This window comes from Novosphingobium sp., assembly GCF_049240505.1.
Lineage (GTDB): Bacteria > Pseudomonadota > Alphaproteobacteria > Sphingomonadales > Sphingomonadaceae > Novosphingobium.
This window is the reverse complement of sequence record NZ_JBMLSM010000092.1, coordinates 37388-63064: the sequence shown is the minus strand read 5'-3', so window position 1 is coordinate 63064 and position 25677 is coordinate 37388. Positions and strand designations below refer to the sequence as shown.

Annotated in this window: 23 protein-coding genes; 15 read left to right on the top strand and 8 right to left on the bottom strand. The window is 61.8% G+C overall.

Annotated features, from left to right (window positions below; translation table 11 throughout):
• Nucleotides 1-524 (top strand): glucuronate isomerase (locus tag ACOVQ0_RS07715; RefSeq protein WP_421882441.1); only part of this gene is annotated, 524 nt, incomplete at its 5' end.
• Nucleotides 521-1918: a mannitol dehydrogenase family protein gene (locus ACOVQ0_RS07710; RefSeq protein WP_421882437.1), complete on the top strand. Its 1398-nt coding sequence runs from the start codon at nt 521-523 to the stop codon at nt 1916-1918. The genes ACOVQ0_RS07715 and ACOVQ0_RS07710, both read left to right, overlap by 4 nt.
• Before the next feature lie 46 nt (nt 1919-1964).
• Here ACOVQ0_RS07710 and ACOVQ0_RS07705 read toward each other — a convergent pair whose 3' ends face one another.
• A complete protein-coding gene (locus ACOVQ0_RS07705; protein WP_421882433.1) occupies nt 1965-4559 on the bottom strand; it encodes a TonB-dependent receptor in 2595 nt (864 codons plus the stop codon).
• A 184-nt stretch (nt 4560-4743) separates the two neighbouring features.
• On the opposite strand from ACOVQ0_RS07705, the gene ACOVQ0_RS07700 reads away from it, so the two are divergent.
• A complete protein-coding gene (locus tag ACOVQ0_RS07700) occupies nt 4744-5151 on the top strand; it encodes a MarR family winged helix-turn-helix transcriptional regulator (protein WP_421882429.1) in 408 nt (135 codons plus the stop codon).
• Nucleotides 5152-5297: 146 nt separating this feature from the next.
• Here ACOVQ0_RS07700 and ACOVQ0_RS07695 read toward each other — a convergent pair whose 3' ends face one another.
• Nucleotides 5298-5711 carry a nuclear transport factor 2 family protein gene (locus ACOVQ0_RS07695; protein WP_421882427.1) on the bottom strand — a complete coding sequence of 138 codons (414 nt, stop codon included), beginning with the start codon at nt 5709-5711 and terminating at the stop codon, nt 5298-5300.
• Between the two features lie 295 nt (nt 5712-6006).
• Here ACOVQ0_RS07695 and ACOVQ0_RS07690 point away from each other — a divergent pair, with 295 nt between their 5' ends.
• From ACOVQ0_RS07690 to ACOVQ0_RS07665, 6 genes are all read left to right on the top strand, one after another.
• Nucleotides 6007-7020 carry an NADP-dependent oxidoreductase gene (locus ACOVQ0_RS07690; protein ID WP_421882424.1) on the top strand — a complete coding sequence of 338 codons (1014 nt, stop codon included), beginning with the start codon at nt 6007-6009 and terminating at the stop codon, nt 7018-7020.
• The gene (locus ACOVQ0_RS07685) at nt 7020-7757 is read left to right on the top strand and encodes a glucose 1-dehydrogenase (RefSeq protein WP_421882421.1); all 738 of its coding nucleotides are present in this window, start codon (nt 7020-7022) and stop codon (nt 7755-7757) included. Before ACOVQ0_RS07690 ends, ACOVQ0_RS07685 begins: the two co-directional genes overlap by 1 nt.
• The gene (locus tag ACOVQ0_RS07680; protein WP_421882419.1) at nt 7754-8287 is read left to right on the top strand and encodes a VOC family protein; all 534 of its coding nucleotides are present in this window, start codon (nt 7754-7756) and stop codon (nt 8285-8287) included. Before ACOVQ0_RS07685 ends, ACOVQ0_RS07680 begins: the two co-directional genes overlap by 4 nt.
• Before the next feature lie 11 nt (nt 8288-8298).
• Nucleotides 8299-8649 carry a Rieske (2Fe-2S) protein gene (locus tag ACOVQ0_RS07675; RefSeq protein WP_421882416.1) on the top strand — a complete coding sequence of 117 codons (351 nt, stop codon included), beginning with the start codon at nt 8299-8301 and terminating at the stop codon, nt 8647-8649.
• A gap of 109 nt (nt 8650-8758) precedes the next feature.
• Nucleotides 8759-9187 (top strand): nuclear transport factor 2 family protein, encoded by a 429-nt coding sequence (locus ACOVQ0_RS07670; protein ID WP_421882413.1) that lies wholly within the window; start codon nt 8759-8761, stop codon nt 9185-9187.
• Nucleotides 9188-9318: 131 nt separating this feature from the next.
• On the top strand, nt 9319-11829 hold the full coding sequence (locus ACOVQ0_RS07665; RefSeq protein ID WP_421882410.1) for a TonB-dependent receptor domain-containing protein: 2511 nt from the start codon (nt 9319-9321) through the stop codon (nt 11827-11829).
• A gap of 46 nt (nt 11830-11875) precedes the next feature.
• Here the strand turns inward: ACOVQ0_RS07665 and arsB are convergent, their stop codons facing one another.
• The 3 genes from arsB to ACOVQ0_RS07650 are packed head-to-tail and all read right to left on the bottom strand — an operon-like array spanning nt 11876 to nt 13790.
• Nucleotides 11876-12952 carry an ACR3 family arsenite efflux transporter gene (arsB, locus tag ACOVQ0_RS07660; protein WP_421882407.1) on the bottom strand — a complete coding sequence of 359 codons (1077 nt, stop codon included), beginning with the start codon at nt 12950-12952 and terminating at the stop codon, nt 11876-11878.
• A complete protein-coding gene (locus ACOVQ0_RS07655; protein WP_421882404.1) occupies nt 12952-13458 on the bottom strand; it encodes an arsenate reductase ArsC in 507 nt (168 codons plus the stop codon). Before ACOVQ0_RS07655 ends, arsB begins: the two co-directional genes overlap by 1 nt.
• Nucleotides 13458-13790, bottom strand: a complete 333-nt coding sequence (locus ACOVQ0_RS07650) for an ArsR/SmtB family transcription factor (RefSeq protein ID WP_421882401.1) — start codon at nt 13788-13790, stop codon at nt 13458-13460. Before ACOVQ0_RS07650 ends, ACOVQ0_RS07655 begins: the two co-directional genes overlap by 1 nt.
• Nucleotides 13791-14163: 373 nt before the next feature.
• On the opposite strand from ACOVQ0_RS07650, the gene ACOVQ0_RS07645 reads away from it, so the two are divergent.
• The 3 genes from ACOVQ0_RS07645 to ACOVQ0_RS07635 all read left to right on the top strand — a co-directional run bounded on the left by ACOVQ0_RS07645 (nt 14164) and on the right by ACOVQ0_RS07635 (nt 18407).
• On the top strand, nt 14164-16470 hold the full coding sequence (locus tag ACOVQ0_RS07645; protein WP_421882398.1) for a TonB-dependent receptor: 2307 nt from the start codon (nt 14164-14166) through the stop codon (nt 16468-16470).
• 135 nt (nt 16471-16605) lie between these two features.
• Nucleotides 16606-17616, top strand: coding sequence for an NADP-dependent oxidoreductase (locus tag ACOVQ0_RS07640; RefSeq protein ID WP_421882395.1), 1011 nt, complete (start codon nt 16606-16608; stop codon nt 17614-17616).
• Nucleotides 17616-18407 carry a ThuA domain-containing protein gene (locus tag ACOVQ0_RS07635; RefSeq protein WP_421882391.1) on the top strand — a complete coding sequence of 264 codons (792 nt, stop codon included), beginning with the start codon at nt 17616-17618 and terminating at the stop codon, nt 18405-18407. The genes ACOVQ0_RS07640 and ACOVQ0_RS07635 overlap by 1 nt, the downstream gene beginning before the upstream one ends.
• 130 nt (nt 18408-18537) lie before the next feature.
• On the opposite strand, the gene ACOVQ0_RS07630 is transcribed toward ACOVQ0_RS07635, so the two are convergent.
• Nucleotides 18538-19302 carry an SDR family NAD(P)-dependent oxidoreductase gene (locus ACOVQ0_RS07630; protein ID WP_421882388.1) on the bottom strand — a complete coding sequence of 255 codons (765 nt, stop codon included), beginning with the start codon at nt 19300-19302 and terminating at the stop codon, nt 18538-18540.
• Between the two features lie 266 nt (nt 19303-19568).
• The gene (locus tag ACOVQ0_RS07625; RefSeq protein WP_421882386.1) at nt 19569-21935 is read right to left on the bottom strand and encodes a TonB-dependent receptor; all 2367 of its coding nucleotides are present in this window, start codon (nt 21933-21935) and stop codon (nt 19569-19571) included.
• Nucleotides 21936-22089: 154 nt separating this feature from the next.
• Between ACOVQ0_RS07625 and ACOVQ0_RS07620 the strand changes: the two genes are divergently transcribed.
• Genes ACOVQ0_RS07620 through ACOVQ0_RS07610 form a run of 3 tightly spaced genes read left to right on the top strand, consistent with a single transcriptional unit; the run spans nt 22090 to nt 24432 of the window.
• Entirely contained in the window at nt 22090-23112 is a 1023-nt protein-coding gene (locus ACOVQ0_RS07620; protein WP_421882383.1) for an NADP-dependent oxidoreductase, read from the top strand.
• Nucleotides 23102-23818, top strand: coding sequence for an SDR family NAD(P)-dependent oxidoreductase (locus ACOVQ0_RS07615; protein WP_421882380.1), 717 nt, complete (start codon nt 23102-23104; stop codon nt 23816-23818). Before ACOVQ0_RS07620 ends, ACOVQ0_RS07615 begins: the two co-directional genes overlap by 11 nt.
• Before the next feature lie 2 nt (nt 23819-23820).
• Complete coding sequence (locus ACOVQ0_RS07610; protein WP_421882444.1) at nt 23821-24432, top strand: EthD domain-containing protein; 612 nt, start codon at nt 23821-23823, stop codon at nt 24430-24432.
• 46 nt (nt 24433-24478) lie between these two features.
• Here the strand turns inward: ACOVQ0_RS07610 and ACOVQ0_RS07605 are convergent, their stop codons facing one another.
• A complete protein-coding gene (locus ACOVQ0_RS07605; RefSeq protein ID WP_421882376.1) occupies nt 24479-25675 on the bottom strand; it encodes an aromatic ring-hydroxylating oxygenase subunit alpha in 1197 nt (398 codons plus the stop codon).
• Between the last annotated feature and the right edge of the window lie 2 nt (nt 25676-25677).

The window sequence follows — 25677 nt, the reverse complement described above, 5'->3', positions numbered from 1 at the left end:
GCGTGGACGACGGCCTCGTCATGCAAATCCACCCCGGATCGTTCCGCAACCACAATGCCGCCGTGTTCGACCGCTTCGGGCGCGACAAGGGCGCCGACATTCCCACCCGCACCGATTTCGTCCATGCCTTGAAGCCCTTACTCGACCGCTTCGGCAACGAGCGCAACCTCTCGATCATCCTCTTCACGCTGGATGAAAGCGCCTATGCCCGCGAACTCGCGCCGCTGGCGGGGCATTACCCCTGCCTCAAGCTTGGCCCGGCGTGGTGGTTCCATGACAGCCCGGAAGGGATGAAGCGCTTCCGCCGCATGACCACCGAGACGGCGGGCTTCTACAATACTGTCGGCTTCAACGACGATACCCGCGCGTTCCTCTCGATCCCGGCGCGCCACGATGTGGCCCGGCGCATCGACTGCGGGTTCCTTGCCGAACTGGTGCTGGAACACCGCATCGAGGATTGGGAAGCGGCGGAACTTGCCGCCGACCTGTCCTACAACCTTGCGAAGAAGGCCTATCGCCTGTGACCCGCCTTTGCCCCGAAACGCTGGCCAACCTGCCCGCCGAAATCGCGCGGCCCATCTATGATCGCGATGCGCAGGATGTGGGCATCGTCCACTTCGGCATCGGCGCGTTCCACCGCGCGCATCAGGCGTGGTACACCGACGCGGCGATGAACCTTGGCGATACAGACTGGGCCATCACCGGCGTCTCGCTCCGCTCCCCCGGCGTGGCGCGGCAGATGAACCCGCAGGGCGGCCTTTACACCGTGGCCGAGCAATCGGGCGAAGGCACAGCGCTGCGCATCGTCGGCGCCGTGCGCAACGTGTTGGTCGCCAGCGAGGAACCCGACGCGGTGATCGCCGCCGTGGCCGCGCCCGCCACGCACATCGTCAGCCTGACGGTGACCGAGAAGGGCTATTGCCGCAATGAAGCGGGCGATCTCGACTTCGAACGCGCCCATTCCCTGAGCTTCTACTACTTCACCACGCAGGGCCTGCTGCGGCGGCACAAGGCCGGGCTGCCGGGCGTGACGCTGCTCTCGTGCGACAACCTTGCCGACAACGGCAAGCGGCTCGAACACCTGATGGGGCAATATCTTGCCCGCCACGAACCGGAACTTGTCGACTGGTTCGAGGCCAACTGCACCTGCCCGTCGACGATGATCGACCGCATCGTGCCCGCCACCACCGACGAGGACCGCGCGGCAATCGCGCAAGCGCTCGGCGGCCTGACAGATGAAGCCTGCGTCGTCACCGAACCGTTCAGCCAGTGGGTGATCGAGGACCGGTTTGCCGGGCCGCGCCCGAAGTGGGAAGCGGTGGGTGCGCAACTCGTCACCGACGTCACCCCCTATGAAACCGCCAAGCTCCGAATGCTCAACGGCGCGCACTCGCTGCTCGCCTATTGCGGCCTCAAGGCAGGCCACACCTATGTCCACGAAGCCGTGTCCGACCCCGACCTGCGCGCCCTTGCAACACGCCTGATGCGCCACGAAGCCGCGCCCACGATCACGCCTGCGCCTGGCCAGAACCTAACCGCCTATGCCGACGCCCTGATCACCCGCTTCGCCAACCCCAGCCTCAACCACCGCCTCATCCAGATCGCAATGGACGGCTCCCAGAAAATCCCCCAGCGCTGGCTCGAAACCCTCGCCCACAACGCACAACAAGGCCAAACCTGCCCCGCCATCCTCACCGCCATCACCGCGTGGATACACCACCTCAACGGCCACAACGGGCCCGTAGACGACCCCCTGGCCGATAAACTCGCCGCTATCGCGCGGCAAAACCCGGAACCGGCAGACGCGGCCCTCGCCCTGTTCACCGGCCAAGGCCCTCTTGCCGGGACATGGCACCCCAGCCCCGCAGACCTCAAAACGCTGACCGCCGCCTGCACGGGGGTGCAGACGGCGGCCTGAAAGGCGGCGGCTTCCCGGAGCCTTGGGAAGCCTCCGCACTTGCCTTTTAGAAAGAACGCCGGACCGAAACCGACCACGTGCGCGGACGGCCCGGCTGACCCGAAGCCGTGCCCGCCCCGAACGCTTCCTGCAGCAGTGTCAGGAAGTAGTACTTGTTGGTCAGGTTCTGTACTTCCAGCGTGACGCCCCAGTCCTTCTCTTCCGACTGCCATCCAACCCGCGCATTGGCGAGGAAATAGCCATCGATCCGGTTGGACAGGCGCAGTGTGGTGATGGAGCCACCACCGCCGGAATTGCTGAACGGCGATGGCGTGACGGGGCTGTTTGCAGGCACCGTGCTGCTCACCAACAGACTGTCGAGATTCGCGGCCTCGGTATAGATCTTCGATTGATAGGCCCCGTCCAGACGCAGCGTGACCATGCCCTTCAGCACATCGGGAATGTCATACTGCACGCCCACAGCCGCCTTCCACTTCGGCGTATAGGGCGTCACATCCTTCAGCGTCACACCGGTCGAAAGCGTGTCGACGTTCTGGTACTGGAAATCGAGATAGCTGACCGAACCGTCGATGGTGAAATTCTCCACCGGGCGGATCAGCGTTTCCACTTCGAAGCCCTTCACATGGGCAGACCCAACGTTCGACGGACGCAGGCACGGCGTTGCCTGCGATGAGCCGCCCGGCCCCGCTGTCGCCAGATCGAGGCAGTTTACGCTCGACAGGATGATATTCTTGTAATCGTTGAAGAAGGCCGAAACGTTGACACGCAGCTTGCGGTCAAACAGATCAGACTTGAAGCCCACTTCATAGGCGGTGATCGTTTCAGGCCGGAACGCGGTGGCTTGGCTGGGGAAGAACGGACGCGGGTTCACGCCGCCCGCGCGGTAACCGGTCGATACCTGAGCATAGGCCATGAAATCGGGGCTGAACCGGTAATCGGCCGCCACGCGCCAGTCCACACGGCTGTCGCGGAAGCTGGCGGTCAGTCCATTCAGGCCGAACAGCAGGCAGTTGGGCTGGTTGCCGATACCCGTCGGCCCCGCCGTGGGCGCACCAAGGAAGAAGTTGCACGGTCCCTGAATCGCCGTCCCATCCGGGTTGCGACGGACATAGCCGTAATCCTTTTCATCCCACGACTGGCGAATGCCGCCTGTAAGGTTCGCGCCTTCGGCCAGTGCGAACGTGAAGTTGGCGAACAGCGCCTTGTTCTTGGCAGGCGTCGGGTCAGGCCCGTGCAGGAAGTCGATACCGGCGTAGTTCAGGTTGATACGCCCGGTAAACGTGCCGCGCGTATCGAAATAGAACCCGCCGACCGTGAAATCGAGCTTGTCGTCCAGCACCTTGCCCGAAAGGCGCAGTTCCTGGCTCCACTGCCGGTTCTTCTGCGTCTGGTTCAGGTTGTTGTTGGCGATAGGCGAACCGTCCGAGTCATACGACCAGTCGGCGGTATATTTGCGCCACGATGTGATCGACTTCAGCTTCAACGCATCCGAAAGATCGACATCGATGGTCAGCGCCGCGCCATAGTTGTCGAGGTTCGAATGCGGATCGGTGAAGGTCGGCTTATAGGGCATCTGGCTGTCAGGGCGCGCCGCATCGCCATACGTCGCATAGGAAATGAAGCGTCGATCATAGCCACTGATCGTATCGCAGCTGTTCACGCCATTGGGCACAAACGCACAGTTCAGCGGAATGCCCGCGCCATTGGTGCCCTGCAGGAAGGGACGACCGCCGGTAAAGGTGGCGTTCGGGCCATCAAACACTGCCGAAGTGTTGGCATAGAGCAGCACGTTCGCGCCCGGCTCGTTCCGTTCGCGCGTGTAATCGCCCGAAAGGTTGATATCCACCCTATCGCTCGGCTGCCAGCGCAGCGAAACCTTGCCCGCCACCGATGACGTGCCGCCCAGCTTGCCCAACACCGGGTCCGCGCCCTTGGCAAAAGTCGGCACATTGGTGCCCGGATGGGTGAGGTTATAGTCGAGCCGCTTGACATAACCATCGACGTTCTTGGTAACCCCGCCCACGCGCATGAACAGGTTTTCGGCCAGTTTCACATCGAACAGCCCGCGCACATCGATGCGGTTGTACCGGCCATAGGTCGCCTCGATCGAGCCGGTGTTGCTGCCCTCAGGCTTCTTGGAATAGAGCTTGATCGAACCGCCAAGCGAGTTGCGTCCGGCCAGCGTGCCCTGCGGCCCGCGTAACACTTCCACGCGATCAAGATCGGTCAGATCCAGCAATGAACCCGTCAGCGTCGGCAGATATACATCGTCGATGTACATGCCCACGCCCGGTTCCAGCGCAAAGTTCGGGTCGGTCTGGCCCACGCCGCGAATGAAGGCGATGATGCCCGGCCCCAGTTCCTGCCCCTGCGGTTTCAGCGTCACGTTGGGCGCCTGCGAGGCAATTTCCGAAACGTTGGTCTGGCCGCGCGATGCGATCAGTTCGCCGCTAACCGCCGTAATGGCCAGCGGCGTATCCTGCAGGTTCTGCGCGCGGAACTGTGCGGTGACGACGATTTCAGCGTTGGCCGCAGGCGCTTCAGCCTGACTTGCGTCCTGTGCCAAGGCCTGCCCGCAAAGGGCCTGTGCACCAATCGAAAAAGCAAGCAGGCTCACGCCCGCGCGAAGCGATCTGGTCATCCTATCCTCCCATACCGGCATCATTTTTCGAGCCTGGCAATGTGCCGTTCTCTTACCGGCTAGGAGGAGCATACGCTCGATTCTATGCTATGGTCAATAACAACATTTGGTAGCGTTATCCGGTGTGTGAAACGCTCGAACCTTCGCTGATGCGCATCGGGATCGAGGGTGTTACAGGAGCCGGATGAAGCATCCGCTAGAACCGATGGTCGGCTTTCAACTCGTGCGAACGGCCAATATCGCGCTGCGCATCGTCAACGCGCACTATGGCGATCTGCGCATTCGCCATGCCGATGCCGCCGTGCTGATGGTGATCGAAGCCAATCCCGGCATCACCCAGAGTTCCATCGGCAGAATGCTGCGGATGGAACGGTCAAACGTCGTCCCCATCGTTGCGCGAATTTCCGAACGCAACTGGATCGAACGCAAGCCCGGACGCGGCAAGACCATCGGCCTCTATCTGGCACCGGAAGGGAAAACGGTCATGCCACAAGTCCACGCCGCGTCGCGCGCTGGCGAAGAGGCCATCGCCACCGCCCTGGGCAAGGCAGGCTATGCCGAAATGCTGGAAAAGCTGCGGCTTATTGGTTGACATGGTGGTGCGCAACCGCCGCACCGCAAACCCACCCCCAACCCCTCCCGCCTGCGGAAGGGGAGCGAGACTTACTGAGCCGTAGGCGAAGTTAGTCGCAGCGGGGTGGGCCTGCTAAACCGTCGATTGTTGCTGTAAAAGCCGAGTCAAGCCGTCGCTTTCGCCTTGGCTTCAGCCGCCGCACGAAAAACCGATACGTCGAAGTAATAGGGCCTGATCTCGCAGCACTTGCCATCGCGGAAGCGGAACAGTTCGCACAGGTGCGCAGGCGCTAGCGCGGGATCGGCAAAACGGAAGGAGAGGATCGTAATCGCATGGTCCTTGCCAGCGGTCGTTTCCACGCGGTCCAGCCCCGCCACATCGACCATGCCCATGACTTTCACGAACAGCTCTTTCAGTGCATTCTTGCCGCGATAGACGCCTTCCATCGGCAGGCCCGGCGCTTCGGTTACAAAGAAATCGTCGGTCAGCATCGAAGCTGCCTTGTCCCAATCGCCCACGCCGGTCGCGGCATAGAGATCATCGACGAACTGGATCATTTCCTGCGCGGTCATCGTCATCGGGCAATCCTCTTTCGGTTATCGTTGCACCAGTCTCATCCGTTCACCCACCCAACTACAACCGTCATGCTGAACTCGTTTCAGCATCCATTTCGCAGCCGAATCCGCAGCTGGCGGAGGAGAAATGGACGCCGGATCAAGTCCGGGGTGACGAACGCAGGGGTGAGCAATGAGATGGTCACCTTACACCCCGCACGATCACCCAAGCCGCCTCCTTACGAAACCTAGCGATATGGCTAGCGCTGCCTTGCGCCCGCCCGCGCTAAGGATGCTGGAAAGAGAGGATAATCGCCTGATGACAACTGCCACCACCCGCCAGATCACATTGGTCCGCCGCCCCACGGGTATTCCCGTGCCGCAGGATTTCGCGCTGGTCGAAGTGCCGCGCCCTGTTCCCGGCCCCGGCGAAATCCTGGTGCGGATGCGCGTCGGCTCGTGCGATCCGGCAATTCGCGGCTTTCTGGATGACCGGCCAAGCTACCTGCCCCCGGTCGCGTTGGGCGCGCCGATCAACGGCATGTCACTGGGCGAAGTGGTGGAATCGAACAATCCCGATTGGCCGGTCGGCACGCTGCTGCGCACGTTCGCGGTCTGGTCGGAATACTATGTCGTCGGTGCCGACGCGCTGGGCATCGAAAAGGTCGAACAGGCCCCCGGCGTACCGTTGCAGCACTATATGGGCGCGCTTGGCCCGGTGGGCCTCACCGCATGGGTCGGCCTGTTTGAAGTGGGCAAGGCCAAGGCGGGCGAAACCGTGCTGGTCAGCGCCGCTGCGGGAGCGACGGGCAGCACGGTGGTTCAGCTTGCCAAGGCCGCAGGCTGCCGCGTGATCGGCCTTGCAGGCGGGCCTGACAAGGCGCGCATGGTCAAGGAACTCGGCGCGGACGTGGCGATCGATTACAAGTCCGTCGGCGATCTGGGCGCAGCCATCCACGCTGCCGCGCCCGATGGGATCGACGTCTATTTCGATAACGTCGGCGGAGAAACGCTCGATGCCGTGCTGCCGCTGATGCGGCTGCATGGGCGCATCGCGGTGTGCGGCATGATCGCGCAATATAACGATGCCGATAATCCGCACGGAAACCGTAACTTGTGGCAACTTGTGGTCAACCGTCTGAATATGCGCGGTTTCATCACCTATGATCACCCCGAAGTGCTGGGCGAAGCGCAGGCCATGCTCGATCGGCTCTTTGCCGAAGGCAAGTTGAAGCCTCTCGAAAACGTGCGTGATGGGCTGGAAAAGCTGCCCGAAGCCTTCATCGAACTGATGAGCGGCAAGACCACCGGCAAAACGCTGGTCCTGGTCTGATGGGCGTTCTCGACGGAAAGCTGGCCTTCGTCACCGGCGGCGCGTCGGGCCTTGGTGAAGCCATCGCCCGCGCCTATGCCACCGAAGGGGCCTCGGTCGTCATCGCGGACATCGACGCTGCAGGCGGCGAAGCGCTGGCCGCAGAAATCGGTGCGCGCTTCGTCTCGCTTGATGTGACGCAGGAATCCTCATGGGCACAAGCGGTTACGCCGTTTGATCGGATCGATGTGCTGGTCAACAATGCCGGTATCACCACGCTCGGTTCGGTCGAGGAGCTGACGCTGGCGCAGTTCCGGCACGAACTGGATATCGACGTGCTGGGCGTCTTCATGGGCATCCAGTCCGCCCTGCCCCGGATGAAGGCGCACGGCGGTTCGATCATCAACATGTCCTCGCTTTCGGGCGTGAAAGCATCGGCCAATCTCTGCGCCTATAACGCGGCCAAGGCAGCGGTCACGCATATGACCAAGTCCTGCGCGCTGCACTTTGCGGAAAAAGGCTATGCCATCCGCTGCAACAGCATCCACCCCGGCGCGATCCACACGCCGATCATCGACAAGGTATTGGCGCAAAGCGATAATCCGCAAGCGCTTTACCAGAGCTTTGTCGATGTCCACCCGGTAAAGCGCCTTGGCAAACCCGAAGAAATCGCCGCGATGGCGGTGTTTCTTGCCAGCGATGCCAGCGCCTTTGCCACCGGCGCGGAATTCCGCGTGGACGGCGGCGCATCGATATGACCGGCGCGCTCCCTATCCGTCAGGTGGCGTTCTTCGTCGAAGACGTGCGCACCGCGGCCCGCGCGCACCACGCGGCTTTCGGATCGGGACCGTTCTTCGTGGCAGACAACATTCCACTCGCCCGCGCCGTGCATCGCGGGGTAGAGCGCGAACTTGATCACACGTCGGCCTACGGCCAGTGGGGCGATGTGATGGTGGAATTCGTTGCCCAGAACAATCCCGGCCCTTCCCCCTTCCGCGATCTCTATCCCGAAGGATCAGGCCGCTGGGGGATGCACCATGTCGCGGTATTCGTTGACGATGTGGACGCTGAAATCGCACGCTTTTCCGCCACGGGAGCGCCGTGCGCGCTACGGGCCGAGATGACCGACGGCTTCGTCTTTGCCTTTGCCGATACCACGCCCACGCTGGGCGTGATGACCGAACTCTATGCCCCCGCGCCGGTCCTGCTTGATTTCTACGCGATGGTCGCGCAGGCCGCACAGGATTGGCGCGGCGGCGATCCGATCCAGACGATACGCTTTTCCTGAGGATGAATACCGTGACTGACAGCTGGCATACCCTTGTTTCCGAAAGCGAATTTCCTGCTGAGGGCAAGCTCGCTACGAGAATCGGCGGATGGCACGTGCTGGTGGCGAAAACCGACGACGGCTTCTTCGCGGTCAATGATCGTTGCACCCATCAAGCCGCGCTGCTTTCCACCGGGCGCATCCGGCGCGGCGCGGTGATGTGCCCGCTGCACGGCGCACGGTTCGAGATGAACACCGGACGCTGCATCGGCGGCGCCTACAAGGATCTGCGCAACTTTCCGGTGCGGGTCGAAGGTGGTGCGATAGAAGTTTGCGTGCCGGATGAAGCGCCCGGCATGGATGAAACGCCAGTAGTGCTCTGAACTCACCCAAAGCGCAGGTTCGCGGGCGTTCGGAGCGGGTTAGGTGTCGCCAGGTGCAGCTAGGTGCATCTAGGTGCAGTTCAGAAAACACGCTTGGGAGAGACAGAAAATGCCCTTCACCGGCCCCGCAGAAGACCGCCTTGCCATCCGCGAACTGCTTGAAACATATGCCGATGCCGTAACCCGCTGCCACGCGGACGACTGGGCGGCAACCTGGGCGGAAGACGCCGAATGGTCGCTCCCCGATTATCCCGAACTCGGCACCACCACGGGCCGCCCCGCGATCAAAGCGATGTGGGTGGAAGCCATGAAAGGCTATCCCGGCATCATGTTCGAAGCCTGGCCCGGATCGATCGAAGTGAACGGCGACAGCGCCACGATGCGCAGCTATACCAGCGAAGTCTATGACCAGAACGGCACCACGATGCGCGATCGCGGCGTCTATGAAGACACCTGCGTAAAAGTGGACGGCAAGTGGCTGTTCAAGAGCCGCTCTTTCCGCAACATCCACCGCCAGCACGCCCCCAAAGGTTGCTGAACCCCTGCGCAATTGTGCCTAGCGCAAATCCATAGCCGCGCTTAGGCAGCCCGATACGCCACCGGTCTAGACCGGCATCCGACCAACGTCTGTCCGCCGCGCTCATGCGGCGGACATGAGGGGACGATGCCGTGAACAAGACCGCTCTGCTTCTATTCGCCGCGCAAATTGCGCTGGTTTCTCCTGCACTTGCCGAAGAGGACGCAGAGCGCACCGCTGCCACTGCATCCGCAACGGCATCCGCAACGGCATCCGGCGCAAAGGCCCCTGCCGCGCCGCCCAAGGAGATCTTCTCCACAGGCGTCGCCAAGGGCCGCGACCGGTTGGACAGCGCCACATCGACCAGCGCGCTGAAGGGCGATGAAATCCAGAAGTTCGGCCAGCGTTCGCTGGGTGACGTACTGCGCGCGATGGCCGGGATGCGCGTCGAAAGCGGGATTGGCGAAGGCAACAACAACTACACCGTGCGCGGCCTGCCACTGGCTGCGGGCGGTTCCAAATACATGCAGATGCAGGAAGACGGCCTGCCTGTGCTGGAATTTGGCGACCTGTTCAACGTCGGCACCGATGTTTACCTGCGCAACGATTTTACCATCAACCAGATCGAGACGATTCGTGGCGGTTCGGCATCGACGTTCGCATCGAATTCACCGGGCGGGTTGATCAACCTGATTTCGCGCACCGGTGACGTTGAAGGCGGCACCGTGCAGGTTTCAACCGGACTGGACTTCGACGAAAAACGCCTTGATTTCAACTATGGCGGGCGGCTGGGCAAGAACACTCGCTTCAATATCGGCGGCTTCTACCGACAAGGCGAAGGCCCGCGCAATATCGGCTTCGATGGTTGGCGCGGCGGGCAGGTAAAACTGAACGTCACGCGCGAATTCGATGGCGTCGGCTATGTGCGCGTTTATCTGAAGTATCTCGACGACCGTTCGCCCACTTTTGCCCCCTATGTCGTGAACATTACCGGCACCAACGACAAACCGGCCTATCGCAGCTTTGCCGGGTTCGATCTGCGCCACGATTCGGTGCTGTCCTCCTATCTCGGCCCGGTGATCACACTCGATCAGAACAACCAGTTGGCCGCCTTGCCGATGGATACCGGCCAGCACGCCGTATCGAAATCGCTGGGCTTTGAGGCGCAGTTCGACGTGGCCGGATGGACCGTGACGGAAAAGGCACGCTATGCGTCCAATGGCGGTGATTTCAGCCGCGCTTTTCCCAACACCGCCAACACCGTTTCCGCCTTTGCCGCAGGGCAGGCAGGCGCAGGCGCGACGGCCAGTTATGCGAGTGGGCCATTGACCGGGCAGGCCATCCCCGGCGGCAGCCTGATCAACGGCAACGGGTTGCTGGCGCTCTATTTCGTGTCCTATGTTCGCGCGCGCAGCCTGAACAATTTCACCAACGACCTGCGCGCATCGCGGGTGTGGGAACTGCCGGGCGGCAAGCTGACCACGACGGTCGGCGGCTATGTGGCAACGCAGGCCCTGCACACGACCTGGCTGCACACCGCGATGAACATCGACGCCAACGGCGATGGCGATACCGCGATGGTCAACATCGCCAATGCGGCAGGCGTGAACCAGACGCTCAACGGATACTATTCATTTGGCCGCGCCAGCAGCCTGTTCCGCCGCGCCTTCGACGTGGATTACCGCGTGATCGCGCCCTATGGATCGGTGAACTACCACTTCGGCAAGATCGCGATCGGCGGCAGCCTGCGCTATGACATCGGGCGCGTGCGTGGCCAGTTGATCGGTGCGGACCTTGGCCAAGGGCGCGTCGGCCTGACGTCGATGGACATCAACCGCGATGGCGTGATCAGCACGGCGGAAACGCGCGTTGCGTTCCTGCCGTTCGATCGGCCTGCGGCGGTGAACTACAACTACGGCTATCTGAACTATTCGGCTGGCGTGAATTACCGCGTGGCAGAGCCGTTCTCTGTCTTCGCACGCTATAGCCTGGGCGCGCGGGCCAATGCCGACAAGATCCTGTTCACCCCGGTGGTGGACAATGCCACCGGCGCTGTCGCCAATGACCGTGACAAGGCGGACAAGGTGAAGCAGATCGAAGGCGGCTTCAAATTCCGCAACGACGGCATCACGCTGAACGCCACGGCATTCCATGTGACGGCGGATGATCACAACGTGCTGAACGGTTCAGCCAACCGCACCGACCGCACATACAAGGCCGATGGCGTGGAACTGGAAGGCACGGTCCAGCGCGGCGTATTCAACCTGATGCTGGGCGCGACCTATACCAAGGCCAGGATCACGCTTGACCGGCTCGATCCGACGCTGACGGGCAAGGAGCCCCGCCACCAGCCCGACTGGACATTCATCACGGTGCCGCAGGTCGATTTCGGCAAAGTGGCTGCGGGGGCCAGCATCGTGAAACTGACAAGCAGCTACGCGCAGGATTCCAACCTGCTGAAAATGCCCGACTTCACCACCGTGGGCGCATTCCTGCAAGTGCGGCCAACCGAAAAGCTGCGCCTGACACTGAACGCGCAGAACCTGTTCGATACGATGGGCATCTTCGAAGTGAACCAGTCCACCATCCCGGCCAATGGCGTGGGCTTTGCGCGTAGCGTGAACGGCAGGACGATATCGGGCGCAGTGCGCTTCGATTTCTGATCAGCAGACTCGGGCGTGCGGACGATCCCGCACGTCCGAGACGGCATCAGGCAAACCAGTTGCGCCGGAACCACAGCGCAAGGTTGACCAGCGCGATCAGGACGGGAACTTCGACCAGCGGGCCGATCACGGCGGCAAAAGCCACCGGAGAGGCGAGGCCGAACGCGGCAATGGCGACCGCGATGGCCAGTTCGAAGTTGTTCGACGCTGCGGTGAAGGCCAGCGACGCGGTGCGTTCATACCCCGCGCCAATAGCACGACCTACCGCGAACGCCGCCACGAACATGCAGGCGAAGAATATCACCAGCGGCAGCCCCACACGCAGCGCATCCATCGGCAGGGCCAGAATTTCACCGCCTTTGAGGCTGAACATTGCCACGATGGTGAACAGCAAGGCTGCCAGCGTGAGCGGGCTGATGGCCGGGATGAAGCGGCTTTCGTACCAATCGCGCCCGCGCGCAGAAACCAGCGCCTTGCGCACAGCGAACCCGGCAACGAACGGCACGCCAAGATAGGTCAGCACCGCTTGCGTGATCATGCCGAAATCGATGTCCACCACCTGTCCCTGCAGCCCGAAAACGGGCGGCAGAACGGTGAGGTAGAACCAGGCATAGGGCACATAGAAAACGATCTGGAACAGCGAATTGAACGCGACCAGACCAGTGACGTATTCGGGGCTGCCGCCCGCAAGCTGGTTCCACACCAGCACCATCGCAATGCAGGGCGCGATGCCTATCAGGATCAGCCCGGTCATATATTCGGGATTGTTGGGCAGCGTCAGCGCGGCCAGCGCGAACATGAAAGCGGGCGCAACGAGCCAGCACAGCACAAAAGACAGCGCCAGCATCTTGCCATCGCGGAAGACCTGCCCCAGTTCTTCGTACCGCACCTTGGCCAGCGGTGGGAACATCATCAGGATCAACCCGGCCGCAATGGGAATGCTGGTGGACCCGACCGACATGGCATCGAGCGCGCGGGGCACGGCAGGGACAAGCGCGCCAAGCGCGATGCCAAGCGCCATCGCGCCGAAAATCCACAGCGTAAGCCAGCGATCGAGAAATGACAGACGCGGACGGTCCGGCGAGGCGGCGGCAGAGTGTTGCATGGCGGCAGGCGTGGCCATCAGGCGGCTCCTTCCATCTGGCCAATGCGGCCCAGTTCACGCATCAGATCTGCACGCTCCATCGTTTCGAACGGCAGGGTGAGCAGCGCATCGACGCGCATTTCCAGCGAGTTCCACGTCTGTTCGAACGCGGCATCGATCGCCGCATCATCGCCTTCCACATCGGCTGGATCGGGCAGGCCCCAATGCGCTTTCAGCGGCGCGCCCATGAAGACCGGGCACGCTTCTCCCGCTGCATTGCCGCAGACGGTGATCGCCAGATCGACAGGCGGCGCATCCGGCGCTGCGAACTCATTCCAGCTTTTGGAACGGAATGGTGCGATGTCGATGCCCTTGCGCGTCAGCAAACGCAGCGCTCCGGGATGCGGAACGCCCTTTGGTTTGCTGCCAGCGCTGTGCGCGACGATGCGCCCTGCACCCTTCAGCCCCAGCATTGCTTCGCCCAGAATGGAACGGGCGGAATTGCCGGTACACAGAACGAGGATCGAAAACGGCCTAACAGCCATCAGCAGCACTCCGAAGTGTGTCGGGCAAGTTCCACGGGTGCGCAAACCGCACCACCGCAGCAGTTTTCGGTCAGGAAGCCCATCAGCGCGCCCATCGCCGCGAAATCCGCCGCATAAAGGATCGAGCGGCCATTGCGACGTTGGGTAACAAGCCCCGCATTCGCCAGTTGCGCGATATGGAAGCTGAGCGAAGACGGTGCGATGCCAAGCGCATCTGCCAGCGCACCTGCCGCAAGACCATCCGGCCCGGCCTGCACCAGCAGGCGATAGGCAGCGAGGCGATGTTCCTGCGCAAGCGCGCCGAGCGCGCGGACAACATTGGGAGAATCCATCAGGCAAATCCTTGATTCGATATTTCAATAATAATTGAATTAAATGCTTCCACAAGCGTTCATGCGCCGCTTGCAGGGCCGAAGCGCAATGCGGGGCTGCACCCGGCGCAAACCCGGCACTGCTGCCTGTTACTTTTCGCAGTTCATGCTCCCGGCATCCAAATTATACACAATGTAACGGGAGAGAAATGGAGCGATGCGTTGGGGTGACCGATTCTGGTCACCAGATGCCTTGCCCAATATAAGGCGATGTTCTGGCCAATATCTGGAAAGCAGCGCGCTTATCCAGAAGGCTTTTTGCGCCTTTTCGCTCTCTCCGCATAATTGAACGGCAGATCAGGGGTGTTTCTGCTTGCCGAATAGGGAGGGGAATATGAGGAAATTTACTCACGCGACCACATTTTCGGACGCGCGCCAATCGCGGCGCACGATCAAGGCCGTGGCACTTGCAGCAACTTTCCTTGCCAGCGGTCAGGCATTTGCAGCCGATGCGGCTGACGATCAGGCCGCACCGACGCAGGGCATCGAAGAAATCACCGTGACGGCGCGCAAGCGCGTGGAAGACGTGCAGAGCGTGCCGCTGGCCGTTTCCGCCATCAGCGGAACCGCGCTGGAATCGCGCTTCGTGCCCGATGTGCGCGCAGTGGCGAAGTATATTCCGAACGTCCAGCTCGGTCAGGTGCAGTATTCCGGCGCGACGCTTTCAGCATCGATCCGTGGCATCAGCTTTGCCGATATCGAGCGGTCGTTCGAACCGGCGGTTGCCACCTCGATCGACGGTATCTTCCTGGCATCGAACACCGGCGCGCTGGTCGACATGTTCGACGTGGAATCGATCGAAGTGCTGCGCGGCCCGCAAGGCACGCTGTTTGGCCGCAACACCGTGGGCGGCATCATAAACGTCAAGCGTTCGCGCCCCACGGGCGAGCTTGGTGCCAAAATGGCGGTTACGCTCGGCTCCTATAACCGCAACGATTATCGTGGCGTATTCAACGCCCCGATAATCAGCGACGTTCTGGCGCTGAAAGTTGGCGTCTTCTCGATCAACAGCAACAGCTTTACCTATGATGCCGCAACCGGCAAGGATGAGCCGGGCCTCAACCGTCTGGACATTCAGGCGAGCCTGCTGTTCACGCCGACGCCCGAATTCGAAGCGCTGGTGACCTATGAGCACCTGCGCGACCGTTCGCACTATCCCAACCCCGTGAACCAGTCGATTCCGGGCGAACTCGCCTGCGACGTGGGGCTTTGCTACAGCGCGCATAAGGACGAATACGAAAGCAGCGGTTTCCGCGCATCGTTTGGCGGGTTGCCGTTCTACGCTCCGCTTGATGCCGATAACGTAACGCTGAACATGACGTATGATGCGGGCAATTTCTCCATCGCGTCGGTCACCGGCTACATGGAAAATCAGGACTCGCTCGACATCGACAACATTGGCGATGCGATTGCCCCCAACACGCCGTTCTTCCACCCGGTGCGGTATCTGCACGGCAACCAGTTCAGCCAGGAACTGCGCGTAGACACCGATTTCGGCGGCATGTTCGACATGGTGGCGGGCGTCTATTTCTTCAAATCAACCTATGAACTGGATCGTCAGGACGTGTTCGTTGCCGATGGCACGCGCAACCCGGCCAATCTTGTCGATACGTTCAACGCCGGGCAGACGGTGAAGTCCTATGCCGCCTTTGCCGAAACATACTGGAAGGTGACGCCGACCACCCGCATCACCGTGGGCGGCCGCTATACGCACGAAACCAAGGATTTCCACGTTACCAAGCCGGCGCCCTATACCACGCCTGCCTATTCGTGCCCGGATCCGACGTCCACCTATGCGCCCTGCGCCAATCCGCACCTTTCGTTCAACCGCTTCACCCCGCGCGTTTCGGTTGACCAGAACCTTGCCGATGACGTGATGCTCTATGCTTCATGGTCGCGCGGGTTCCGTTCGGGCGGGTGGAACGGGCGCCCCGGCTCGCTCCCCCAGACGATCGGGCCGTATGATCCCGAAACGGTCGACAGCTACGAAGCGGGCCTGCGCACCAAGTTCTGGGATAACCGTGCGATCTTCAACGTGACGGTGTTCCAGACGGAATATCGCGACAAGCAGGAAGACCAGATCCGCACCAATCCGCTGAACCCGGCTTCGACGATCACCTTCGTTGAAAATGCAGGCAAGGCGCGGTTCCAGGGCGTGGAACTGGAAGCGCAGCTTCGCCCGGTGCCCGAACTGAACCTGTTCGGATCGGCGGGCTATCTCAAGGCGCGCTATCTGGAATTCCTCGATCAGGCCGGAAACGACATCAGCGCGACCAAGCAGCTTCGCTATGCGCCGAAGTGGAACGCCAGCGTCGGTGGCGATTACACCTTCGAACTGGGTGGCGACAACAAGCTGATGCTGGGCAGCAACCTGAAGTATGTGGGCGATTATGTGACCGAATCGAGTGTGGATTATTCCGGTCTGCGCCGCGAACGCATTCCGGCGCATACCTCGATCGACGGCGCGATCACCTTTACCGGCGCGATGAGCGGGTTGAAGGAATACAAGATCTCCGCGTTCATCAACGATGCGTTCCACGGCGGTGGCCGCATCGTGCGATCCAGCTATGCCGGGCCGTTCTGGTTCAGCGACCGCATTCCGAACCGCACCTGGGGCGTGGAGTTGCAGGTCGAGTTCTGATCTTACGGCCGATTTGATTACGCTGCGCCCGCCCCCGAAAGGGAGCGGGCGTTTGCATTTGGGCAACCTCGGTGATTGGCCAGTTGCCGGGCACGACAGGCTTTGCGACGCAGGTCAAAAGAGGATGCGACACTGATGACGACCAACCGGTTCTGGCGGCTCGACAACCACCCCGAAGGCAACGATTTTGCCGCCGCGCTATCTTTGCAGGCAGAGGAACTGCCACCGCTTGCCGAAGGCGAAGTGCGGGTGAAAGTGGGCTGGCTTTCGATGGACGCGGGCACGCGCATGTGGATGAGCCCGCGCACCGATGGCTATCAGCCGCCGCTGCCGCTGGGATCGAAGATGGCCGGGCTGGTGCTGGGGCATGTGAGTGAAACCCGCGATGCCGCCTATCCGGTGGGGACGCTGGTGCGCGGCTTCGGGCAATGGGCGGAACATGCGACAGTCATTCCCGCCCTGTCCGGGTTGGAAGTGGTGGACGACAGTCTTGCCGATGTGCGCCAGCACTTTGGCGCGCTGGGCATGAATGCGTGGACCGCGCTGGTGGGCGTGAAGGAAGTGGCGGCGGTGAAGCCCGGCGAATGGCTGGTGGTTTCCGCAGCAGCAGGCGCGACCGGCAGCATGGCCTGCCAGGTCGGGCGCAATCTGGGTGCGCGGGTGATCGGTATTGCCGGTGGGCCGGAAAAGTGCCGCTATCTGACCGAACAGCTCGGCGTGGATATGGCCATCGATTACAAGAACGAGGATGTGGCGGCGCGGTTGGCTGAGGTCGAAGGCGGAGTTCACACCTACTTCGACAATGTTGGTGGGCCGCTGCTGGACGCGGTGTTGCCCAACATGGCGCATTACGGGCGCGTGGCGGTATGCGGCATGGTGGCGGCTTACGATAACGACGCCCCCCTGCCCGGCCCCGCGCGGTTCGATCAGGTGTTGATGCGGCGGCTGCGGATCGAAGGGTTCTTCATTCCCGACTTTCTGCATCGCGGGGCAGAGTTCCTGCCATTGTTGCGCGAATGGGTGGATACCGAGCGGCTGACGGTGAACCTCGATGAAACCGAAGGGCTGGAGAACACGCTGGTAGCCTATGACCGGATGCTTTCGGGCAAGGCGATTGGCAAGGTCATCGTGAAGGTGCAAGCCTGATGCCGATCATCAAACACCGCGCGCCGCTGCAATGCCTTGTTGCCGTCCGCGGCCATCCGTTTGACCGGACGGCCTTTGACGCGATGTTTCAGGCGATGGACGGCATATCGGCCACGATGGTCGATCAGCCCGCAGCGGCCCGGCTGATGAACCCCGATGGAATGCGCGGGTTCGATGTGCTGGTGCTTTATGATATGCCGGGGCTGGGCTTCGAAAGTCCTGATAATCCGCCGCTTTACCTTGAAGCTGAAGCGGACTTGAAGTCTGGATTTCGGGCGCTGCTGGAGCAGGGCAAGGGCGTGGTGGCGCTGCATCATGCGCTGGCAGGGTGGCCGACCTGGGCGGACTACCATGAATGGCTGGGCGGGCAGTTTTTCTACCACCCCGGTACGTGGCAAGGCGGCGCAGTGGCAGACAGTGGATACTGCCATGATGTGACACACGAGATTTCAGTCGCTGCGGATCACCCGGTAACGGCAGGACTGCCAGAGCGTTTTACGCTGACCGATGAATTGTATCTGGGCCAGGTGGCTGAAGCCGGCGTGACGCCGCTGCTGCGATCATCCGCAACGTTCGATCGGGAGCATTTCTGGTCTGCCGACCTTGCGGTGAAAGGGCAGATGTTCAGCCGCGAAGGGTGGGAGCATCCGCCGGGATCGAATCTTGTCGGCTGGGCAAAGCAGGCGTTGAACAGCAGGCTGGTGTACCTGCAGCCGGGCGATGGGCCGTCGGCCTATGACGATGTGCATTATCGGAAGTTGGTGGAGAATGCGATCCGCTGGGTGGCTTGAACTCCCATCCCAAATACACTTGCGCCCCCGCGCAGGCGGGGGCCTCGGTGTTGCTACGGAACGCTTGCGTAAACCGGCTGAGGCCCCCGCCTGCGCGGGGGCGCAAAGTGTTTTGGTGCGATTTAAGCGCTCAAAGCGCCGTCATCCCACCATCGACCACCAGTTCGGTGCCGGTCACATAGCGGCTTTCGTCCGACGCAAGGAACAGGTTCATGTTGGCGATGTCCAGTGGGTCGCCCATGTAGCCCATCGGCACCAGCGCCAGCGTGGCGTCATAGTTTGCCGCGTTGTCTTCAAGTGCGACGCCCTGGATGTTGGTCAGGATCATGCCGGGGTGGACGGAGTTGACGCGGATGCCCTGCTTGGCAACTTCCACGGCAATGGTCTTGGAGAACAGGCGAACGCCCCCCTTTGCCGCCGCATAGGCCCCGCAGGCGGGCACGCCGATCAGTCCGGCCACCGATGAAATGTTGATGATCGAACCCTTCACGCCGGTCTTGCGCATCAGCGCCACCGCGCGCTTGGTGCCGTGAAACACGCTGTCGAGATTGACCGAATTCTGGAGCGCCCAGTCTGCGCTGGTCATGTCCTCGATCGGGCGCAGCACAGCGATGCCCGCGTTGTTCACGCATACGTCGAGCTTGCCGTCCTCGGCCTCGATCGCGGCGAACACTTCGTCCCACTGCGCTTCACTGGTCACGTCGTGCAGCATCGCACGCGCCTGACCGCCTGCCGCACGGATACCGTCGGCCACCTTTTCCGCGCCTGCCAGATCGCGGTCGGTCAACCACACCTTGCAGCCTTCTTCGGCAAAGCGCTGCGCCGTGGTGCTGCCAAGGCCGGGGACCGAAGCGCCGCCAGTGATGAGAGCGATCTTGCCTGATAGACGTGCCATGCGCGTGAACTCCTGAAAAAGGACAGAATTTGTCCCGTTCGCCTACTGTTTTTCAGGTTTCGTCACCCTGAGCTTGTCTCAGGGTCCATCTATCCGAACCAACCGCAGTTTGATTGGCACAATGGATCCTGAAACAAGTTCAGGATGACGGCGATCTATTTCCAGAGCCGGACGGGATAAACGCAAAAAGGACCGGGGGCGTTGGACGGAGCGCGTTACCGCCCCGTCCTCGCCCCCCGGCAAGGTGGATCAGTTATGCGTCAGCTTCAGAACTTGAAGCCAACGGTTGCGCCATAGGTGCGCGGTTCGAGTGCCATGCCGAACGACCACAGGCCTGCCACGGTGAAGGCGTGCGTGGTGGTCTTTTCGTTCAGCAGGTTGCGACCGAAGACGCGGACATAGGCCTTGGTATCGTTCAGATCGAAGTTGAAGGTCAGCGATGCGTCGACCAGATCCTGCGTGGTGGTGCGCACGCGCGGATCGTTGCCGTTGACAGTCACCAGCGTTGCCGCGCCTGCGCCGTTCAGCGTCGGCGTAAGCGATGCGGCCGAAAGCTGTTCGTCATAAGGCGAGATATGGCGCCAGCCCACGTTGGTGGACACATCACCGAAGCTGGTGGGCATCGTGTATTCAGCGCTGAGCGATGCGGTGAACTTCGGCGCATAGATCAGGCGGTTGGCGTTGTAGTTGAACGGCACCAGACCTGCACCGCACGAGTTGGTGGCCACTGGCCCGCCCGCATAAGCGCCGCAGGTCACGAAGTCGCGGAAGTGCGAATCGAGGTAGGCCATCGAGCCGGTAAGCTTGAAGTTGTCGGTCACGCGCAGGGTGGTGTCGAATTCGATACCCTTGATCAGCGCGCCGCCGGGGACGTTGCCGGTGATCGTCTGGTTGCCGGTGGGGCCGCCGGGGACGGTCAGGTTCTGCTGCATGTCCTTGTAATCGGACACGAAGCCCGCAAGGTTGAGGTCCATGCGGCCATCCAGCGTCGTCAGCTTCACGCCGATTTCATAGGCATCGACCGTTTCAGGCTGGAACGGCGTGCTGGCGGTGGCTGCCGTTGCGGCACGCGGGCTGAAACCGCCCGAACGATAGCCGCGCGACCACGAAGCGTAGAGCATCGTATCGCTGTTCGGACGCCAGTCGATACCGATCTTGGGCGTGAACTTGTTGAAGCTGGCCTTGCCTGTGCCAACCGGCACGAACTGCGATGCCTGCACGTTATTCGGATCGATCAGCTTGCCACCGGCGAAGCCGTTGAACAGTTCCTTCTTGTCGTGGCTGAAGCGACCGCCGAACGAGATGCGGACCTGATCGGCAACCTTCCAGTTGAAGTCACCGAACACGGCGTAGCTTTCGGTCTTGCCTTCGACATGCTGCGAATTGAGATCGAACGTGGTTGGCGGCACGGTGGCGTTGAAGCCGAACACGCGCGACCACTGGGTCAGATCGTATTCCGATTTGAAGTAGAAACCGCCGACAACATAGTCAAACCCGTCGAACAGCTCACCCGCAGCGCGCAGTTCCTGGCTCCACTGTTCATAGTGCTGGCGGCGATCGACGTAATAGAGATCGGTCGAAGAACCATCGAAGTCCTGCGTCTGGGCTTCGGTGCTCTTGCGCCAACCGGTGATCGAAGTGAGCTTCACCGCGCCGGCATCGTAATTCATTTCCAGCGTGGCTTCGGGCGCCTTGTAGGTGCTTTCAGCATAGTCACCGAAGGTCGTGTAAAGATCGGTGGTGTTGTTCCGGTTGCATTCGCGCGCCGGGATGAAGCCGCAAAACACTTCGGTGCTGTTGGTCAGGTTGCTGACGACGGGATCGAACACCTGCTCTACCTGCGCAACGGTAAGCTGGGCTTCGAAGCCCGAACCGACGGGCTTGAACAGCAGGGTTGCGCCGTAGTTTTCGGCATTGCTCCAGCCCGCGCTGACATTGCGCGTGACGTTCTTGTAGAAGCCGTCGCTTTCGTTGTGGAAGTACCACGCCTTGACGCCCCAGCTTTCGTCATCGCCGTAGTTGGCGATTGCCTTGGCCGAGAAGGTGTTCCAGCGGCCATAGCTGACTTCGGCCTTCATGCCGGGCTTCATCGTGGGCTTGGAACGGGTGATATTGATCACGCCGCCGATGGTGTTCGCACCGAAGAGCGTGCCCTGCGGGCCGCGCAGAACTTCGATCTGCGCAACGTCGAACGCATCCTGCAACTGACCGGTGTTGGTGCCGATGACCACGCCATCGACCAGCACGCCGACGGTCGGCGTCTGCGACTTTTCGATGTCGGCGTAGGTCAGGCCGCGGATCGAGATGTTGGCCGCCTGCGCGCCGGAGTTCTGCTGGGTGATCAGCAGGCCGGGAGCTGCGCCCTGAAGATCGCCGATGTTCACGGCGGCCTTGCTTTCCAGCATTGCGGTGTTGACGGCGGTGATGGCGACGGGGGTGGACTGCAGCGTTTCCGAACGACGGCGTGCGGTCACGATGATTGCGCCGGTATCTTCGGCAGCATCAGCCTGATCAGCCTGCGGAGCGCCTGCCTGAGGCTCATCAGCTTCGGCAGCAAACGCAGGCATGGAAAGCGCGAGCGCGGATGTGGCAAGTGCAACAGCGATGCAACGCCGTGCGGCAGGGGTCTTCATGGTATCCTCCCTCAAAATAAGGTCGCTCGGCCTCGTCGGGCCGTTGCTCCCCTCTTTCATCCACCCCACCGCCGTTTGAACCAACTGCCACTTGTTACAGGTGCCTGTGATCAGCCATGCTTCATCCTTTGGGTGTCCCGAGGGAGAGATAAAAATGTCCGTCAATCGCCGATTCCTGCTGGCGCGCCGTCCGCATGGTACCCCTGTTCCGCAGGACTTTTCGCTTGTGGAACAAGCAGTTCCCGATGCGCCCGAAGGCGACTTCGTGGTGCGCAACTGCTATGCCTCGCTCGACCCGGCGCAGCGCGGATGGATGGACGACGCACCAAGCTACATGCCGCCGATCACGCTGGGCGATCCGGTGCGCGCCAGCACGATCGGCATCGTCGCCGCTTCGAAATCCCCGGATTTTGCCGTGGGAGACTGGGTTCTGGGCCTGAATGGGCTGGAGGATTATTCGGTCAACGAAGCGGGCGGTTTCACCATGAAGGTTGATACCAGCTTGGTAGATTCGCCATCGCGGTTCCTTTCTGCAATGGGCGCTGTGGGGCTGACAGCCTATTTCGGGCTGACCGAAGTGGCCAAACCCAAGGCGGGAGAAACGCTGCTGGTATCTGGCGCGGCAGGCGCAGTGGGATCAGCCGTGGGGCAGATCGGCAAGATCATGGGATGCCGCGTCATCGGCATTGCCGGTGGTCAGGCCAAATGCCGCCGTTTGATCGAAGATTACGGCTTCGATGTGGCCATCGATTACAAGGGCAAATCGGTGGAGCAGCTTGCCGCCGAAATCCGCGCCGCCGCGCCGAACGGTGCAGACGTGGTGTTCGAAAACGTGGGCGGCGATGTGATGGACGCCGAGCTTCTGAACCTGGCGAAGCACGCGCGCATCGTCCTGTGCGGATTGATCAGCGAATACAATTCCCCCGAAAAGATCGGCGTGCGCAATCTGTGGCAGGTACTGGCGCAACAGGCCACGCTCTATGGCTATCTGATCATGGACTATGCCCCGCGCTTTGCCGAAGGGGGCGCGGTGATGGCCGAATGGATGGCGCAGGGGCGTCTGCGCATCGATGAGGACGTGCAGCACGGCCTTGAGAATGCCTACGACGCTTTCATGCGCCTGTTCACCGGTGCGAATACCGGCAAGCTCGTGCTGAAGATCGCCGATGGCCTCTGATCGTCTGCACGGCCGCAAGGCCATCGTCACCGGCGCGGGATCGGGTATCGGTGCGGCCACGGCGGCACGGCTGCGTGCCGATGGAGCGCTGGTCTTTACCGCCGACATTCAGGGCGATGTCGATTCCGTGGCAGACCTGACCACGCCCGATGCCAATGCGCGCCTGATCGAACAGGCCGTGGCCGCGATGGGCGGGCTGGACACGCTGGTGCCCTGCGCTGGCATAAGTGCGTTTCATCCGCTCGAAGGGCATGACGATGCCTATTTCCAGCGCGTGCTGGATGTGAACGTCGTGTCGGTGTTCCGCCTGATCCGCGATGCGGTGCCACACCTTAAAACCGCCGGAAACGGGCGCATCGTGACCATCGGTTCCACCACTTCAAGCCACGGGGACGAAGGGCTGTGCGCCTATTCAGCATCGAAGCACGCGGTGCTGGGCCTGACCAAATCGGTGGCGGCAGAACTGGGACCGTTTGGCGTGACGGTGAACTGCGTGCAGCCCGGCGCCATCGCCACACCGATGACCGCGCCCGCCTTCACCCAGATGCCCGAATTCCGCACGTTCTGGGAAAACAAGGCCCCGCTTCGCCGTCTTGGCCAGCCTGAGGATATTGCGGACGTCATCGCCTTTCTGTGCAGCGATGACGCGCGCTTCATGTCCGGCCACGGCGTGTGGGTGGATGGCGGAGCAATGGTGCGACATTGAGCGTGGAAACCCTGCTGCTGCTATTCCGACCCATCGGAACCGACGCCGCCACCTTCCAGATGGGGCTGAAGGCCGCCCTTCCCGATGGCGCGCAACTGGCAGTGGCCTTGCCCGACGATGCACTGCCCGCTCTGGCCCACGTCGCCACGCGCGATGCAGAAGTGCCCGATGCGGTGGCGACGCTGACGGAGGCGCAGGACGCCACCGCACTCCTGGCCCTGGCCGATCCGGTGCGCAGCCGCCTCTTTACCGGCGTACGGCACGCAATCCTGCCGGGCCGCAATACGATACGATTGTTTTTCGGACTGCGCCGACTGCCCGCGCTGACGCGAGCAGCGTTTCAGGATTACTGGCTGAACCATCACGCCGATATCGGTCGTCGGCTGATCCCTCCATACACTTACCATCAAATCCACAACGCGACAGGCGGCGAACCGGTCGCCAATCCGATGGCCGCCACCTATGACGGGATTGTCGAGGTGCATTTCCCCGACATTGCCGCGCTGGTGAGCCAACTTTCCCGTTCCGACGTTGCGGTTGAGGCGCTTGAGGACGAGAGGAACTTCATCGATCACGCCCGCTCGCGCTTCTGGGCGTTTCAGGAAATCGCCTGATCGCGCGAACAGCGCCGCCAGCCTGCGTAGCGGCGCTGGTGTCAGATCATTCCTTCATCACCGGACAAGGCGTCGCGCCGCTTTCATCGAGGTAGTACGCTACCCATTTGTGGAAGAACTGGTTGCCCGGCTCGTTGCGACCGAAGGTCTGGTGCGTCATCGCGCCCGATTCCAGCCCGTTCTGCACCTTCAGGCCGAGGAAATAATCCTCCTCTTCCACCACATCGAAGAAGAAGTCGCACATCTGGTCCAGCGCCGCCAAACCTTCATCGGTATCGGGTTTGGTGGGGAAGATATAGTTCATCACCGTCGTGTTCTGGTTGGCCTTCGGGCCGGGAAAGAGCTGCGCCAGCTGCCCCATTTCGGGCGCGAGGAAGAAGCTCATGTTGGGGAAGAGCATTCGGATGAAGTCGTAGCCGTTGTTCTCCTGCCGCCCCCACTGCTCACGCGGAAGATCGTGCAGGCGCGTGATCGCGTTCTGCGGAAAGCCAAGCCGGATGTGCGGGCCGAACCCTTCGTAATTGGCGCGGTTCGATGGGCTGCGGGTGGCAACGGTGTTGGTATGCGCAGCCTGGAAGTGATAGCCTTCGAGATAGCCGTCATAGGCGACTTTCCAGTTCGCGCCCTTCATCGCCTTGCTCTTGTGATAGTACCACGTTTCGAGCTTCAGTGCGGCGAAATCCTCATACATGCCGCCCATCCATTCGATGGCGTTGATCGGCAGGCCACCCTCGTCCTTGGGCGTGAGGATCACGAAGATCAGCCCCGCCGCCTCGTCGCACGGCAGCTCGGTCATGTTGAGCATGGACCGGTCCACATCGCCAAAGGTGCTGGCTTCGGCAATGCCGATCAGCTTGCCGTCGTTCGCATAAGTCCACCCGTGGTACTGGCAGGCGAAGGCCCGGCAATTGCCCTTGCCTTCGGGGGCCAAGTGCATCGCGCGGTGCTTGCACACATTGAGGAGGGCGCGCGCCTTTCCGTCCTTCCCGCGCGTGATCAGCACGGGAAGGCCCATCACGTCCAGCGCCTTGTAGTCGTTGACCTGCGGCAGTTCGATGGTCAGTGCCAGCATCAGCGGCAGGCGCTTGAAGATGCGGGCGATCTCGCGTTCAAAGCGCTCCTCGCTCAGATAATCGGCCACAGGCACGCGCATCGTCTCGCTGGCCTGATCGGTGGTTTTCGTCTCGACGAAATGCAGCATCCGCTCGGCGGCATTGGCGTATTTGTCATAAAGTTCGGTCATGG